The 14,565-nt window shown below is 73.8% G+C and carries 13 protein-coding genes and 1 pseudogene; 4 read left to right on the forward strand and 10 right to left on the reverse strand.

The window, feature by feature from the left end; genetic code table 11:
• Positions 1–37 precede the first annotated feature (37 nt).
• From ACWEPF_RS24270 to ssd, 8 genes and pseudogenes are all read right to left on the reverse strand, one after another.
• Positions 38–469, reverse strand: a pseudogene (locus ACWEPF_RS24270) (Rv3654c family TadE-like protein); the annotation flags it as partial.
• Positions 457–945: a TadE family type IV pilus minor pilin gene (locus tag ACWEPF_RS24275; protein WP_452174135.1), complete on the reverse strand. Its 489-nt coding sequence runs from the start codon at positions 943–945 to the stop codon at positions 457–459. The pseudogene ACWEPF_RS24270 and the gene ACWEPF_RS24275, both read right to left, overlap by 13 nt.
• Positions 935–1,228: a DUF4244 domain-containing protein gene (locus ACWEPF_RS24280; protein WP_380149897.1), complete on the reverse strand. Its 294-nt coding sequence runs from the start codon at positions 1,226–1,228 to the stop codon at positions 935–937. Before ACWEPF_RS24280 ends, ACWEPF_RS24275 begins: the two co-directional genes overlap by 11 nt.
• 109 nt (positions 1,229–1,337) lie before the next feature.
• Positions 1,338–2,153, reverse strand: a complete 816-nt coding sequence (locus ACWEPF_RS24285) for a type II secretion system F family protein (RefSeq protein ID WP_452174136.1) — start codon at positions 2,151–2,153, stop codon at positions 1,338–1,340.
• Positions 2,150–3,208, reverse strand: coding sequence for a type II secretion system F family protein (locus ACWEPF_RS24290; RefSeq protein WP_452174137.1), 1,059 nt, complete (start codon positions 3,206–3,208; stop codon positions 2,150–2,152). The genes ACWEPF_RS24285 and ACWEPF_RS24290 overlap by 4 nt, the downstream gene beginning before the upstream one ends.
• A complete protein-coding gene (locus ACWEPF_RS24295; RefSeq protein WP_452174138.1) occupies positions 3,205–3,345 on the reverse strand; it encodes a hypothetical protein in 141 nt (46 codons plus the stop codon). The genes ACWEPF_RS24290 and ACWEPF_RS24295 overlap by 4 nt, the downstream gene beginning before the upstream one ends.
• Positions 3,342–4,610: a TadA family conjugal transfer-associated ATPase gene (locus tag ACWEPF_RS24300; RefSeq protein ID WP_452174139.1), complete on the reverse strand. Its 1,269-nt coding sequence runs from the start codon at positions 4,608–4,610 to the stop codon at positions 3,342–3,344. Before ACWEPF_RS24300 ends, ACWEPF_RS24295 begins: the two co-directional genes overlap by 4 nt.
• 221 nt (positions 4,611–4,831) lie before the next feature.
• A complete protein-coding gene (ssd, locus tag ACWEPF_RS24305) occupies positions 4,832–5,932 on the reverse strand; it encodes a septum site-determining protein Ssd (RefSeq protein WP_452174140.1) in 1,101 nt (366 codons plus the stop codon).
• A 676-nt stretch (positions 5,933–6,608) separates the two neighbouring features.
• On the opposite strand from ssd, the gene ACWEPF_RS24310 reads away from it, so the two are divergent.
• The gene (locus tag ACWEPF_RS24310; protein WP_452174146.1) at positions 6,609–7,445 is read left to right on the forward strand and encodes an HAD family hydrolase; all 837 of its coding nucleotides are present in this window, start codon (positions 6,609–6,611) and stop codon (positions 7,443–7,445) included.
• 410 nt (positions 7,446–7,855) lie between these two features.
• Here ACWEPF_RS24310 and ACWEPF_RS24315 read toward each other — a convergent pair whose 3' ends face one another.
• On the reverse strand, positions 7,856–8,752 hold the full coding sequence (locus ACWEPF_RS24315; protein ID WP_452174141.1) for an oxidoreductase: 897 nt from the start codon (positions 8,750–8,752) through the stop codon (positions 7,856–7,858).
• Between the two features lie 210 nt (positions 8,753–8,962).
• On the opposite strand from ACWEPF_RS24315, the gene ACWEPF_RS24320 reads away from it, so the two are divergent.
• The gene (locus ACWEPF_RS24320; RefSeq protein ID WP_452174142.1) at positions 8,963–9,958 is read left to right on the forward strand and encodes an ATP-binding protein; all 996 of its coding nucleotides are present in this window, start codon (positions 8,963–8,965) and stop codon (positions 9,956–9,958) included.
• Between the two features lie 366 nt (positions 9,959–10,324).
• Entirely contained in the window at positions 10,325–12,721 is a 2,397-nt protein-coding gene (locus ACWEPF_RS24325) for a SulP family inorganic anion transporter (protein WP_452174143.1), read from the forward strand.
• Between the two features lie 143 nt (positions 12,722–12,864).
• On the opposite strand, the gene ACWEPF_RS24330 is transcribed toward ACWEPF_RS24325, so the two are convergent.
• Entirely contained in the window at positions 12,865–13,329 is a 465-nt protein-coding gene (locus tag ACWEPF_RS24330) for a hypothetical protein (RefSeq protein WP_452174144.1), read from the reverse strand.
• Positions 13,330–13,921: 592 nt separating this feature from the next.
• Between ACWEPF_RS24330 and ACWEPF_RS24335 the strand changes: the two genes are divergently transcribed.
• Positions 13,922–14,565 (forward strand): AMP-binding protein (locus ACWEPF_RS24335; RefSeq protein ID WP_452174145.1); only part of this gene is annotated, 644 nt, incomplete at its 3' end.

The following is a 14,565-nucleotide window of genomic DNA, read 5'->3' on the forward strand; positions in this document are numbered from 1 at the left end:
CCGCGTCGCTGCCCCAGGCCCACACCGGCCCCGCCCTCGACCGCGACCGCGCGGGGCCGACGGGCCAGGGGACGCCCGAGATCGGGACCTCCACCACCACATCCACCGCGTCGATGCTCTCGTGCACCTCACAGCTCACCAGCCGCGCCCGGTGCTCACCGGCGATCCGGACCGCTCGACCGCAGCCGCCGTCCTCGTCGACCATGAGGTGCCCGGCGGCGGCCAGCGCCGCCAGATCGGCGGCCGAATCCGCCCGGTGCCTGGCGGCCACCACCGCGCCCACCGCCAGGCTGGCGGCGAAGACGGCGCAACCGAGCATCGCCAGCGAGACCAGCCAAATCGTCGCCGAGCCCCGATCCCGCGCCCCGCGACGATCGAGTGTCCTCCCCTCGCCACCGGCACCGTTGACGCCCGAACGTGCATCACCCCTCGACAGTCCGTACCTCCTGGCGACCCTCAGGCCGGCCATGGCCCACCACCGCCCTCCGCGCCGATCACGTCCTCCCGGGCCGCCGCCGCCTCGGCGTGCAGCCGGACGGACAGCATCCCGCCGAGCCGCCCGGGGGCCGGGCTCGGGGCTTCGACGGTGACCCGAACGGTCTCCCCTCCGACCGAGACCGAGACGCTGGCTCCAGGCGGCGCAGCGGCCCGGGCCAACCCCGCCGCACCTCCGTCTCCCCGAGCGGCCGCCCGTGCGCCGATCCGAGCGGCATCCACACACCTGATCTGAGCCGCCGCCGTGACAACGCCCCAGACCAGCAACGCCACCAGGAAGACGAGGGCTGGCAGGGCGACCGCCGTCTCGGCCGTCACGAATCCGCAGTCCGCCCGCCGGCGGCGCCCGCGCGGTGTGTCCGGCCCACCCGGCCCCCGCGTCCCGGCGCCGTGCTCACCCCGGGCGGGCGGGACCTGCCCGCCCGGGGCCGATGCCTCGTCAGACGGCATGGAGCGCACGGTCGAGCAGCTCGCTGATGGCGCCCGAGACCGCTCCGCTGGTCACGACCTTGTACAGCAGGGCGGCGAACCCGCAGGCCGCCACCGTCCCCACGGCGTACTCGGCCGTGGTCATTCCGGCATCGCCCCGGGCCGTCCGCAAGCGACGGATGCGGACGGTCAGCCACCTCCGCCGTCGGCGCATCAGCACCCGGATCCGACGGCTCTCGCCGAGCGGGCGGCGGGCACGGACCTCGCGGTAGGGGTGAGCGTTCCGGGCAACACGTACCGTCATGGCAGAACTCCTCTGTCGACAGGGATGGTTGGAAGACATCAAGAAGGCGTTGAGGGGAGCGATGAAGGGAGCGACGGGGGTACGAGAGCTGCGCCTCCTTCCCGCAAGCTCAGGCCCGTGCCGCGAAGAGCGAGGTCAGGCCCATCACCACGGGCACCACCCCCACCAGTACGAAGGCGGGGAGGAAACAGACACCGAGCGGTGCGGTGGCGAGAACTCCGGCCCGCCGCACCCGGGCGTGGGCCGCGCGAGAGGCGGTGGCCCGGTGCGCGTGTGCCAGGCCGGTCAGCGGGGCGGTGGGCGGGGCTCCGCTGATGCTCGTTCGGACCAGGCAGCGGGCCAGCGGAGCGAGCGAGGGGCAGTCGGCTCCGAGGCGCTCCCAGCACACCTCGGGCGGCGCGCCGAGCGTCAACTCGGAGGCCACCGCGGCCAGCCGTCCGCTCATGGGCTCGTCCACGCTCTCGGCGACGGCCGCTGCGGCGGTGGCCGGGGAGCTGCTGGCGCCGAGGCAGGCAGCCAGCAGCTCGGCCGTGAGCGGGAGTTGGCGGGTGAGCCTGTCCTGCTCGACGGCGGCCCGGCGAGTGGCCGGGGACCGGACCCGTGGCAGCCACCTGCGTGCCGCCAGCCCCGTGAGCAGCCCGGCCACCAGGCCGGCCTGTCCGCCCACCACCACCAGTGCGAGCAGCCCTGCCACCACCGGCACCACCCGCTCCAGCAGTACTGCCCTACCGACCCCGCGTGCGGCCAGGGCCCTGCCGAGACGTCCGCCGCCCCGCCGCCGGACGCGCCGACTCCCGGTCGAACGCTGCCACTTCCTGATCCGCCGCCGCACCATCCAGTCCCGGAGAGCCTGCACGGCTCCGCCACCGACCGTGGCCGCCGCCAGCCCGCCGAACACCAGCGGCAGCACCAACTCCCGCCTCACCAGGCCGCCTCGGCCTGTACCGGCAGGGCGTTCCGCCCGACCCACCGGTCCTGTGCCCCGCCGACGGCCCCGGTCCGGGAGATGCCGCACCGCCGCCACTCCCCTCCCGGGTCTCCGGCCCCTCCCACCTCAGCCGCCTCCCCATTGGCAGCAGCACGCCTCCGCCTGCGCTCCCGTCGGCCCGGCGCGTCCTCTGCGGCCGTGACGATCCTGGCCGTCCACACCAGACCGGCCGCCTCCAGCAGCGCGCCGGCGATCAGGCAGGCCAGGCCGGCAGGAGTGTGCAGCAGGATGCGGACCGGGTCCGCGCCGAGCGCGGCACCGAGCATCAGGCCGACCAGGGGCAGGGCTGCCAACACGGCGATGGTGGTCCTCGGCCCCGCGAGCTCTCCGGTGATCTCCTCGACCAGTGCGCGCTCCGCCCGTAGCGCGTCGGCGAGTTGGTCGAGCCCGGGGGCGAGCCCGGTGCCGCTCTCCGCCGTGACCTGCCAGCAGGCGGCGAGCGCCGCCGCGCCCCTGCCACCGGGCAGTTCGGCGATCAGGCGCAGCGCCGCCGGAACGTCGGCCCCGTACCTCCCGGCCGTCAGCCGTGCTGCGGGCTCGGCGCCCAGCCCGTCCCTAAGCCCCGAGGGACGGCTCATCACGATGGCCAGAGCCTGACCCGCCGTCGCACCGCTGCGCAGCTCCGCGGCCAGCCCCTCGCAGAGCTCGATCACCGCCGAGGCCCGGCGTCGGGCCTCGGCCGCCCTGCGGCGCCGAGCCCGCCAACGTCGCAGGGGCACCACCCCCGCCACGGCCAGCAACACCGGCACCGGCGAGCCGGTGAGCTGTCCGGCCGCCAACCCGGCCGGGGCCAAGAGGAGTTCGACCACAAGCCAGCGGGGCTTGGCCGTGGTGAGCGCCACCATCCGGCCACGGAGGCCACCGTCCTCCACCGCCGCCCCGAGCAGGGCGCGAGCGCGGAGAGCCACCTTGGCCCGCCGCCGCAGGCCCAGCCAGAGGCCGGCCGCAACCCCTCCAGCCCCGACGGCCACCAGAATGTGACCGGGCGTCATGTCGGCTCCCTCCCGTCACGGGCGGCCCCACATCCCCCCAGGACCACCCGGGGGCCGCTCCGCAGCAGGCACCACGCCGCCACCGCGATCCCGCAGAGCGCCAGCACCCAGACCAGCTCCATCTGCCGCAGGCTCACCGCGCCACCTCCGCCGACTCCGGCGTCGCATCGACGGCTTCGGCCCGCATCCGGGTCGCGTCCGCGGCCCCGGCCCCCGCTGCGGCCCCGTCCGGCGACACCGCCGGATCCGGCAGCCCGACGCCCCGCTCCGCACAGCGGCGCCGCAACCGCTCCCATCCAGGCCCCGGCAGGACCTCCCCCTGGGCCGTGAACGTCACGGCCGGGACGGTCACCGCGAGCCCCCGTTCGTCGCCGACCAGCATGTGCAACTCGGCCACCCTCCGCCGACCGGTCCGCTGGTCCCGGACCAGGTGGATCACCACGTCCAGCGCCGCCCGGAGTTGGCTGTGGAGGGACAGTCGGTCGAGCCCGGCCTGAGAACCGAGCGCCTCCAGCCGGGCCGGGACGTCCGTCGCGGTGTTGGCGTGCACCGTGCCGCAGCCGCCCTCGTGACCGGTGTTGAGCGCGGAGAGCAGGTCGACCACCTCCTCGCCCCGGACCTCCCCGACCACCACTCGGTCGGGTCGCATCCGCAGGGCCTGGCGCACCAGGTCCTTGAGAGTCAGCTCGCCGAGGCCCTCCTGGTTCGGCGGCCTGCTCTGGAGCCGGACGACGTGCGGATGGTCGGGGCGGAGCTCCGCCGAGTCCTCGGCCAGCACGATCCGCTCCTCGGGCCCGACCAGGCCGAGCAGGGCGGCGAGGAGCGTGGTCTTGCCGGTGCCCGTCCCGCCGGAGATCAACAGGGAGAGCCGGGCCCGCAGCACGGCGCGAAGCAGCTCGGCACCGGCCGGGGCCAGCGCTCCGCCGGCCACCAACTCGTCCAGGGTGAACGGGCGGGTGCGGCAGATCCGGAGTGAGATGTGGGTGCAGCCGGCGGCGATCGGGGGCAGCACGGCGTGCAGCCGGGTCCCGTCCGGCAGGCGGGCGTCGACCCAGGGCCGGGCGTCGTCGAGGCGACGGCCGGCGGCCGTGGCCAGGCGGTGGGCCAGCCGCCGCACCGCCTCGGCGTCGGTGAAGCGGACCTCGGGGACCCGTCGCAGCCCCGCTCCCCGGTCGACCCACACCTCGTCAGGTCCGTTGACCAGGACGTCCGTCACCTCCGGCTCACCGAGCAGGCCGTCCAGCGGCCCGGCACCGACGAGCTCGGAGCGCAGCACCCTGACCGCATCCAGGACGTCGTCCCCTCCCAGGGGCGGCCGGGCGGCGCGCAGCGCAGCCGCCACCGATCCGGCGGTGGGCGCGGCCCCGGCCTCGGCCAGCCGGATCCTGACCGCGTCGATCAACGCGGCCGCCCGGTCGTCCGTCGGCCGCCGCGGAGCCGAGGGGCCACCCGCACCACTGCGGGGCCCGCCTCCGGGGAAGCCGTCCCCCGGGCCCGTGCGCTGCCGACCGATCAACGGCCGCCGCACCGGACCGGACCCGAGGCCCCGGCCCTCCCCTCCGGGCGGTCGGCTCCGCCCCGCAGCCGCCTCGCCGGGCCACTGCGACTCACTCTGACGATCCGTCACTGTGCTCCTCCTTCGAGTGCCTGGACGGGCGGCATGGCCTCGGCCAGGAAACGTGTGCAGAACCGGGCCAGTGGGCCCCGCTCGCGTATGCCGGGCGGCGAGCCCCGCTCGACGTCCACCGTCAGGCCCGGCTCGGGCGGCAACTCGCCCGCCAGCCGCATCCGGAGCCCCCGGGCCACCTCCGCCCCCGTCAGCCCGGCCGGGCCAGGCACCCGGACCACGGCGCGCAGGTCGTCGAGCCTCATCCGGACGGAGGCCGCGACCCGGTCGGCCGCCGCCATCGCGCGCAGCTCGGCGGGTACCACCAGCAGCCCGGTGTCGGACTGTTCGAGGGCCTGCCCGGCGGCCGGGTCGAGGTGGCGCGGCAGGTCGAGCACCACCAGGCCTCCCCGTCTCCGGGCGGCCGCCAGCACGCTGCGCATGGCCTCCGGAGGAACGGTCAGGACGTCCCCGCGGTCCCAGGACAGGGCCGTCAGGCGGTGCAGGGCCGGCAGGGCCTTGGCCAGCTCGGTGCCGCTGACCCGGCCCCGGGAGCCGGCCAGATCGGGCCAGCGCAGGCCGCTGGCCTCCTCTCCCCCGAGCAGCACGTCCAACCCGCCGCCCAGCGGGTCGGCGTCGATCAGCATGGTGCGGTGGCCGGAGCGGGCGGCCGTGACGGCGAGGGCGCAGGCCAGAGTGGAGGCACCGGCCCCGCCCCGGCCGCCGAGCACCGCCACGGTGAGGGCCGGGGTGCCGACGCCCTCGGCCGCGTCGGCGATCCGGTCGAGCAGCCAGGTCTGCGCGTCGGGCAGGAAGAGGACATGCTCGGCTCCGAGTTGGACCGCGCGGACCCAGACGTCGGAGTCGTCGAGGTCCAGCCCCAGCAGCAGCACCCCGGCCCGCCTGGTCAGCCCGGTGCAGCGCTCGGCGAGGTCGTCGCCGACCAGGACCAGCGGAGCCTTCTCCCAGAGGCTCCGGGGCGGTGGTGCCACCGGGAACAGCTGCGGGTCGGTGCCGGCTGCCGCGCAGAGCCTCAGCAGGTGCTCCGTGAGGGCCTCGTCCTCGGTGACGATCAACGGCCCGGGCAGGGCCGGCCGTTCGGTGGTGGGCGTCGACATGGCTGCCTCCCCGGCGTGGTCCGGTCGGGTGGCACCCGACCGGACTCCACGGTGCGGGTGAACGAACGGCCCGTCAGTTCCCGCCCGATTGCCTGTGGACAACTCGGGGCTGTGGATAACCGGGTTCACTCACACGGGGGGTGATTGCGCAATGAATTGACACGGACGACGTCACGGAGAAGATCCGGAAGCTTTCGAACAGTGGCAATGGGGGCCGGTTAGCCGTGGCATAACCGCAGCCCGGGATCAACACGCAGAGTGACGAAGTCGTGTCGGCGAGCAGCCCGTCAGCAGGCGCTCCAGCATCGGACGAAGATCCCCCACGACCACCCCCGAGAGCCCGTCAGGCCCGCAAAATGGCCCCGGACGTGCGACGACCCCCGCCGGGGGGGAGAGCGGGGGTCGTCTATCCACGGTCCGACTCGGGGGGGAGGAGCCGGACCGGGTTAGCACGGTCGCGAACGATCCGTGACTTCCATGGTGTACCCGAAGGCCCAGAAACACAAACCCGCACGCTCGCGAGTACGCCATATGGCGGGGTGTTTCACCCGGCCATCTATCCTCTGATCCCGTGGACACCACCGAGAACGCCGACACCGCCGACCACGGCGAGAACTCCGCCCCCGCTCCGACCCCGGGCGCCGACGCCCGCGCCCCGGAATCCGCCACTCCGGCGGTGCCCGCCCGTCCGTTCGGAACGACGCGCACGGCCGCGTTCTTCGACCTGGACAAGACGATCATCGCCAAGTCCAGCGCCCTGGCGTTCAGCCGACCGTTCTACCAGGGCGGCCTGATCAACCGTCGTGCCGTCCTCAAGAGCGCCTACGCGCAGTTCCTGTTCCTGGCCGGCGGCGCCGACCACGACCAGATGGAGCGGATGCGCGAGTACCTCTCGGCCCTCACCAAGGGCTGGAACGTGCAGCAGGTGCGCGAGATCGTCGCCGAGACCCTGCACGGGATGATCGACCCGATCATCTACGACGAGGCCGCCTCGCTGATCGAGCAGCACCACCAGGCGGGCCGCGACGTGGTGATCGTCAGCAGTTCCGGTTCCGAGGTCGTCGAGCCGATCGGCCAACTGCTGGGCGCCGACCACGTGATCGCGACCAGGCTGCAGGTCGAGGAAGGCCGCTACACCGGCGAGATCGAGTACTACGCCTACGCCGAGACCAAGGCCGAGGCGATCCGCGAGCTGGCCGGCCGCGAGGGCTACGACCTGGCCAACTCCTACGCGTACAGCGACTCCTCGACCGACCTGCCACTGCTGGAGGCGGTCGGCCACCCCTCGGCGGTGAACCCGGACCGGGCCCTGCGCAAGGAGGCCGTGGCCCGCGACTGGCCGGTGCTCCGCTTCGAGCGGCCGGTCGAACTCCGCCGCCGCCTCCCGGAGTTCGGCGCCCCGAGCCGCCCCGCCCTGCTGGCCGTCGCCCTCGGCACCGCGGCCCTGACCGCCGGACTGCTCTGGTACGCGGCCAAGCGCCGCCGCCCGGGCGGCGGACACCCGATGGCCTGAGCCGATCCGGACAGTCAACCAAAACAGACAAAGGGTAAAGAAGGCCCCGTTTCGGGTTCCCCTTTGCCCCGAATCGCGGTAGAAATGACTTACGGCCCGCGAGACCCGGTCAGGACCCAGGAAGGTCAAACCGACAACGCACATCAAGGCCCCACGGACCGCGTGCAGATAACTGAGCACCCACATGCAGCCGACCCGCTGTCGGGCCGCCGCACCAGGTGAACGGGCAGGAGATCCCCACCTGATGGGCACTAAACGGTGCATGCTTGGTCACCCGGTACCTGTACCAGCGGCGGCGCCCGGAAGCATCAGGCGCCGCCGCAACTACGTTCCCGGCACGGTCGACTGAGCCTCCGTCAGACCGGTTCAGCTCCGGGCAGCATCACCCGGGCGCACATGCGCCGCCCCGGTCAGACCATCCCTCGCTGCATGGCCTCGCAGACCGCGGTGCTCTCCCGGACGCCCAGCAGGGCCGCCCGGCCGCAGTGGGCGATCCATGCCGCCATGCCGTCCGCGGTGCCGCTCGAGTACCCCAACAGGGCCCCCTGGTACGCCGCGGTGCCCAGTTCCGCCAGGCCCACCTCGGCCGGGCAGATCGCCTTCGGGTCCAGGCCTTCGGCGATCATCACGATGCGCTGCGCGGCCCGCGCGACGACGCCGTTGTGGGAGGCGAAGGGCCGCAGGGCGAGCAGCTCGCCGTGCACCACGGAGGCCACCACGAGCGCGGGCGCGCCCGACCCGGGGGTGCGGTCCGCACGGGCGACGAGCAACTGCGCCAGCTGGTCCAGCCGGGCGGCCGCCTCGGCGGCGGGGGGCGCGGGCGGCAACTGGCCGCTGAAGGGCGGGCCGTCCACCGCCGCTCCCTCCACCGCCTTGAGCTCGAGCGGGAAGAGCTCCTCGGCCACCTCGCCGTCGCGTCGCGGCCGGCCGGCCCGGTCCGCCGGGGTGCCCTCACCGGTCGCGAGCAGATGGAGGCGGGCGAGCACCTGGAGCGGCGAGTGCCGCCAGACGCTGAGCAGCTGTCCGACCTCGGCGGAGACCCGCAGGGCACCGCCCACCACGCGGGCCTGCTCGTCGGCCCCGAAGTCGCTCCGGCGGCGGACCTCCTCCAGCGGCCAGTCCGCCCCGTCCAGCGCCGCCGAGGCCCGGGCCCCGCGCAGGGCCGACTCCGAGGTCACCTCGGCGGCCCGGCGGCGCATCGCGCGGTGCCCGTAGAGCCGGTCCGCGGCCTTGCGCACCTCCGCGACGGCCTCGGGGACTCCGGGGAGGACGGCCAGCGGGGCGAGGGGATCAGTTCCAGTGGTCACCTACCCGAGGGTAATGAACCCACCCCCCAGGACTCCACAGCAACCCCGCCATCACCCGTTCGAGGCAATCCGCACGACCAGCCCTCCCCCACCCCTGCGGCCTCGCTAGCATGGCGCCTATCGGTGACGATAACGGTTACCAAGAAGGGCCGACCCAGAGATCCGGCCCCCAGCCAGTCCGAGAGTCAGCCCGAGAGCCGGAGTCCCAAGATGAAGATCGCCTTCGTGGGCAAGGGCGGAAGCGGCAAGACCACGCTGTCCGCACTGTTCATCCGCCACCTCGCCGCGGCGGGACGCCCGGTGATCGCCGTCGACGCCGACATCAACCAACACCTCGGCCCGGCACTCGGCCTGACGGACGCTCAGGCCGCCGCGCTCCCCTCGCTCGGCGCGCACCTGCCCGAGATCAAGGAGTACCTGCGCGGGGAGAACCCGCTGATCCGCTCCGCGGAGGAGATGATCAAGACCACTCCGCCGGGCCGGGGCTCCCGGCTGCTGCGGATCGTGGAGGAGAACCCGGTCTACGCCGCCTGCGCGCGGCCGGTGGCCCTGGACGAGGGCTCGGTCCGCCTGCTGGCCACCGGCGCGTTCGCCGAGGAGGACCTCGGCGTGGCCTGCTACCACTCCAAGGTCGGCGCGGTCGAGCTCCTGCTGAACCACCTGCAGGACGGCCCGGACGAGTACGTGGTGACGGACATGACCGCCGGCTCGGACTCCTTCGCCTCCGGCCTGTTCACCCGCTTCGACCTCACCTTCCTGATCGCCGAGCCCACCCGGAAGGGCGTCTCCGTCTACCGCCAGTACAAGGAGTACGCGCGGGACTTCGGGGTGGCGCTCCGAGTGGTGGGCAACAAGGTGCAGAGCCCGGACGACCTGGCCTTCCTCCGTCGCGAGGTCGGCGACGACCTGCTGGCCAGCTTCGGACAGTCGGACTGGGTGCGCCGCCTGGAGCAGGGCGCGGAGCCCGCACTGCGCGAACTGGAGCCCGCCAACCGCGCCGTGCTGGAGGTGCTGCGCGAGCAGGCCGACGGGGCGTTCGACGCCCGCGACCCCCAGCGGTACACCGAGCAGGCCGTCCACTTCCACCTGCGGAACGCGGAGAGCTGGGGCAACGCCAAGACCGGCGTCGACCTGGCCACCCAGGTGGACCCCGGCTTCACGCTCGGCCCGGCGCGGGCCGGCCGACTGGATGCCGCGGGCGTCTGACGCCCCGTCGGACCAGCAGTCGCACGCACGAGGGCGGCCCCACAGGGGGCCGCCCTCGTCTGCTCTGCGGCCGGGCAGCCCCCGGCGGCGGCACCGTCAGGGCCCCGGCAGCGAGCTCGGGCGCGAACTCTCCCATATTCCCGACTGGTTCGACTACTCCCCATTCGAGTGAATCCAACGCTCGGATCTACCACTCGATTTTACGCTGTGCAAAGCTCTCATTACTCTCGGTTTACCGAGTCTTGATAGTTCAAGGGTGGACACCACCATCCCCGCCACACCGTCGCGACCCACGACAGCCGATCCGATCCCCCGAGCACCACCCCGGACCTGACTGCGTTCGTTCCCCCGGAAAGACGGGCAACCATGACCCTCGACATCTCCTCCGCTCCCATCGCCTCCGACACCACCGACCACGCGCCGCCCCCCGCCGGGGCCCCTGCCCCGCGAGCCTCCCTCCTGCGGGACCTCCCGGCCTCCGTCGTGGTCTTCCTGATCGCCGTTCCGTTCTCCCTCGGCATCGCCCTGGCCACCGGCGCTCCGCTCACCGCCGGCCTGGTGGCCGCCGCCGTCGGCGGCCTGGTCGCCGGCGCACTCGGCGGAGTGCCGCTGCAGGTGACCGGTCCGTCCGCCGCGCTGACCGTGGTCGTGGCCGGGCTGATCACCCAGTTCGGCTGGTCACTGACCTGTGCGGTCGTGGTCGTCGCCGGCCTGCTCCAGCTGCTGCTGGGCTCCATCAAGGTGGCCCGGGCGGCACTCGCCGTCTCCCCCGCCATCGTGCACGGCATGCTCGCCGGCGTCGGCCTGACGATCGCCATCGCCCAACTCCACGTGGTGCTGGGCGGATCCCCGCAGAGCGCCGCCCTGGCGAACCTGATCGCGCTCCCCGGTCAGCTCTCCGCCGCCCACCTGCCCGCCCTCGCCGTCGGCGCGCTGGCGATCGTCCTGCTCTTCGGCTGGCCCCGGTTGAGCCGCCTCCCGGGACGGGCCGGGCGGATCGGCGCCCAGGCCACCAGGATCCCCGCCGCCCTGGTCGCGGTCGGCGCCGCCACCGGTCTGTCCGCCGTCCTCGGTCTGACCCTGGCCAAGGTCGAGCTCCCCACCTGGGAACAGCACGGCATCGCGGCCCTGCCCTCCCTCTCGCTGCTGGAACAGCACTGGCCGACGCTGCTCGCCGCCGCCCTCACCATGACGGTCGTGGCCGGGGTGGAGTCGCTGCTCTCCGCCGTCGCGGTCGGCCGGATGGCCCCCGGTCCGATCGACCTCGACCGCGAGCTGCGCGGCCAGGGCATCGCCAACGTGGTCTCCGGCCTGCTCGGCGGCCTCCCGGTGGCCGGCGGCGCGGTCCGCTCCACCGCCAACATCCGCGCCGGGGCGACCAGTCGGTGGTCCTCCGTGCTGCACGGCGTATGGGTCCTGATCGCCGCGCTGACCCTGGCCACGGGCTTCCGGCACATCCCGCTGGCGGCACTCGCCGCGCTCGTCCTGGTGGTCGGCCTCCAGATGGTCAGCTTCGCGCACATCCGGCGGGTGCACCGGCATCGGGAGTTCCCGGTCTACCTGGTCACCGTGCTCGGCGTGGTGGTGATCGGCGTACCGCTGGGCGTGCTGGTCGGCTGCGCGGTGGCGGGCGTGCTCGCCCTGCACCGGCTGACCAGGGCGCACGTGGACGTGCTGGCCGAGCCCGACGGCTCCTACACCATCCGCACCCACGGCCCGCTGACCTTCGCCGTGGTGCCCCGGCTCAGCCGGACACTGGCCGAGATCCCGCCCGGCACCGCCGTGACGGTCCGCCACGACGGCTCCTTCCTCGACCACGCCGCCTACGAGGAGATGCACACCTGGCGGGCGGGTCACCAGGCCGGCGGCGGGCGGGTCTCGATGCTGACGGAGCCCCACGAGGACGACGTGCTCGACCCCGACGGCACCGTGCGCTCCGGCAGCTCCCCCGGCCCTCACCGCTGCCGCGCCTGGACCCCGTGGGTCGGCCACCACTGCATCGAGCAGGCCGAGGACGATCCTCACGGGCGCCTGCTGGAGGGCGTGCGCGGCTTCCAGCAGCACACCGCCCCGCTGGTCCGCCCCGAGCTGGCCCGGCTGGCCCGTGAGGGCCAGACCCCCTCACAGCTCTTCCTCACCTGCGCCGACTCCCGGCTGGTCACCAGCATGATCACCAGCAGCGGCCCGGGCGACCTCTTCACCGTGCGGAACGTGGGGAACCTGGTGCCCGCCCCCTACGAGCCCGGTGCTGCCGACGACTCGGTGGCCGCCGCCGTGCAGTACGCGGTCGAGGTGCTGGAGGTCCGCTCCATCACCATCTGCGGGCACTCGGGCTGCGGGGCGATGAAGGCCCTGCTGGACGGCGTGCACGAGCAGGCCGGACCGCCCACCCCGCTCGCCCGCTGGCTGCGGAACGGCCGCGGCTCACTGGCCCGGCTGCGCCGGGTGCCCGCAGAGTTCGCCCACCGGCCGGTCAGCGACGAGGCGGAACAGCTCTGCATCACCAACGTGGTCCAGCAGTTGGACCAGCTGCTCGCCCATCCTTCGGTGGAGCGGAGGGTGGCCGAGGGCAGCCTCCGCCTGGTCGGGATGTACTTCGACTTCGCCGACGCCCAGGCCTACGTGCTCGATCCGGCGATCGGTCGCTTCGTCCCGGTCTCCGAGCGACAGCCCGGCACTGACGACCCGTCGGACTCCCGGCGCCATGTGATCGTCGAGCACCCGTCCACCGAGGAGCTGGCGCCCCGGTCGCTCGCGGCCTGAGCGGCCCGCTCCCGGCAAACCCGCCCGGCCTCGAACCGCTGCCCGGCGCCGTTCCTCCCTCGCCCCGGCACGACCCGGCACGACCCGGCACGACCCGGGGCGAGGGAGGCACCGACAGGCCTCGGGAGCATCCGGCGAAGCCCCTACGCCAGGAGGTTGGCCAGGTCCGCCGGAGTCACGTACCCGGGCCAGCGACCGTCGGAGAAGAGGTGGACGCCGGCGTCCTGGTAGCACTGGTCGACCAGTTGGGAGCAGATCATGTGGCGGCTGTCCGCCACGTAGGCCCTGAGCAGCGGGCCGACCGGCAGGTGGAAGCGGTGCGCGGCCAGGGCGAAGTAGTCGACCACGCTGTACGGGGTGCCGACGTACCCGAGAGCAGCGGCGACGATCGCCCGGCGCTGGTGGTCCGTCAGCGGGAAGCGGCCGGTGGACCAGCGGACCGGGCGGCCGTCGGTGTAGACCGAGAGGGGGCGCAGTTCGGCCCCGCCAGGCTGGGCCTCGACCAGCTCCTCGTTCCCCACGTAGACGAAGGCGTGCTCGAAGTCGGCGAAACCGTCGCCGTTGAGCCACTGTCCGATCCGGATCGCGCGGCCGCCCCGGCCACCCATCCGGACCACCGCGAAGTCGCCCGGGAGGGGCCGCACTTCGACGGCCGCGGCAGACCCGGGAGCCGGCCCGGGTCCAACGGTCACCGATTCGGAAGACACCTCGGACGGAACGCCGGAAGGAGCGTCGGATGAAGGCTTGGAGAGGGGAGATGAGGGTTCGGTCGGCGGGACCGGTGCGGTGGGCATGGCTGTCCCCCTGCCACGGTGGGGAGCGGCCGACCCAGTGCCGGCCGGGCCCCGTCCGCTCTGACAGTGGAGTACCGGCCTGACGAGCCGTCAATGCCTTCCGCAGGCTCACCCCATCCGGTGCCGCCGCCATCTGACAGAGCCTGCGCCGATGTGTCCCCACCTGCGGCCGCCGCCCCCGGAACCGCCCACCGCAGGCCGGAGGCCCGGAGCCTCCTCACCCCGCCCGGAATCCCCCGCACCCTGTGTCCACCCCCTGGTCACGCGCCGGTCAAAGGTCTACACCAATTAGCGGGCGCCTCTTGTCAACATGCCGGTTCGCCTGGTGAGCTGTGCGCTGGGACACACGGGACAATCCCTCCGCACGGGGTTCCCCGAAGCATTGAGACTCGATGAGGAGTGCGCGTTGAGCAACGAGAGCCTGGCCAACCTGCTCAAGGAGGAGCGTCGCTTCGCGCCGCCCGCGGAGCTGGCGGCCAACGCGAACGTCACCGCGGCCGCGTACGCGCAGGCCTCCGAGGACCGGCTCGGCTTCTGGGCCGAACAGGCCCGCCGCCTCACCTGGGCCATCGAGCCCACCGAGACCCTGGACTGGTCGAACCCGCCGTTCGCCAAGTGGTTCGCCGACGGCACCCTCAACGTCGCCTACAACTGCGTGGACCGCCACGTCGAGGCCGGCAACGGCGACCGCGTCGCCATCCACTTCGAGGGCGAGCCCGGCGACTCCCGCTCCATCACCTACGCCCAGCTCAAGGACGAGGTCTCCCAGGCCGCCAACGCCCTGCTGGAGCTCGGCGTCCGCAAGGGCGACCGCGTCGCCGTCTACCTCCCGATGATCGCCGAGGCCGTCGTCGCGATCCTCGCCTGCGCCCGCATCGGCGCCACCCACTCGGTGGTCTTCGGCGGCTTCTCCGCCGACGCCGTGGCCTCCCGCATCACCGACGCCGACGCCAAAGTCGTCATCACCGCCGACGGCGGCTACCGCCGCGGCAAGCCCTCCGCCCTCAAGCCCGCCATCGACGAGGCACTCACCAAGGTCGACGGCGTCGA

The sequence above is a fragment of the Kitasatospora sp. NPDC004289 genome (assembly GCF_053602875.1).

What these genes read in the sequence shown, in the direction of transcription:
- ACWEPF_RS24275 (WP_452174135.1), bottom strand. Translation starts at nt 945, where the DNA reads ATGCCGTCTGACGAGGCATCGGCCCCGGGCGGGCAGGTCCCGCCCGCC.
- ACWEPF_RS24280 (WP_380149897.1), bottom strand. Translation starts at nt 1,228, where the DNA reads ATGACGGTACGTGTTGCCCGGAACGCTCACCCCTACCGCGAGGTCCGT.
- ACWEPF_RS24290 (WP_452174137.1), bottom strand. Translation starts at nt 3,208, where the DNA reads ATGACGCCCGGTCACATTCTGGTGGCCGTCGGGGCTGGAGGGGTTGCG.
- ssd (WP_452174140.1), bottom strand. Translation starts at nt 5,932, where the DNA reads ATGTCGACGCCCACCACCGAACGGCCGGCCCTGCCCGGGCCGTTGATC.
- ACWEPF_RS24320 (WP_452174142.1), top strand. Translation starts at nt 8,963, where the DNA reads ATGAAGATCGCCTTCGTGGGCAAGGGCGGAAGCGGCAAGACCACGCTG.
- ACWEPF_RS24325 (WP_452174143.1), top strand. Translation starts at nt 10,325, where the DNA reads ATGACCCTCGACATCTCCTCCGCTCCCATCGCCTCCGACACCACCGAC.
- ACWEPF_RS24330 (WP_452174144.1), bottom strand. Translation starts at nt 13,329, where the DNA reads ATGGGTGGCCGGGGCGGCCGCGCGATCCGGATCGGACAGTGGCTCAAC.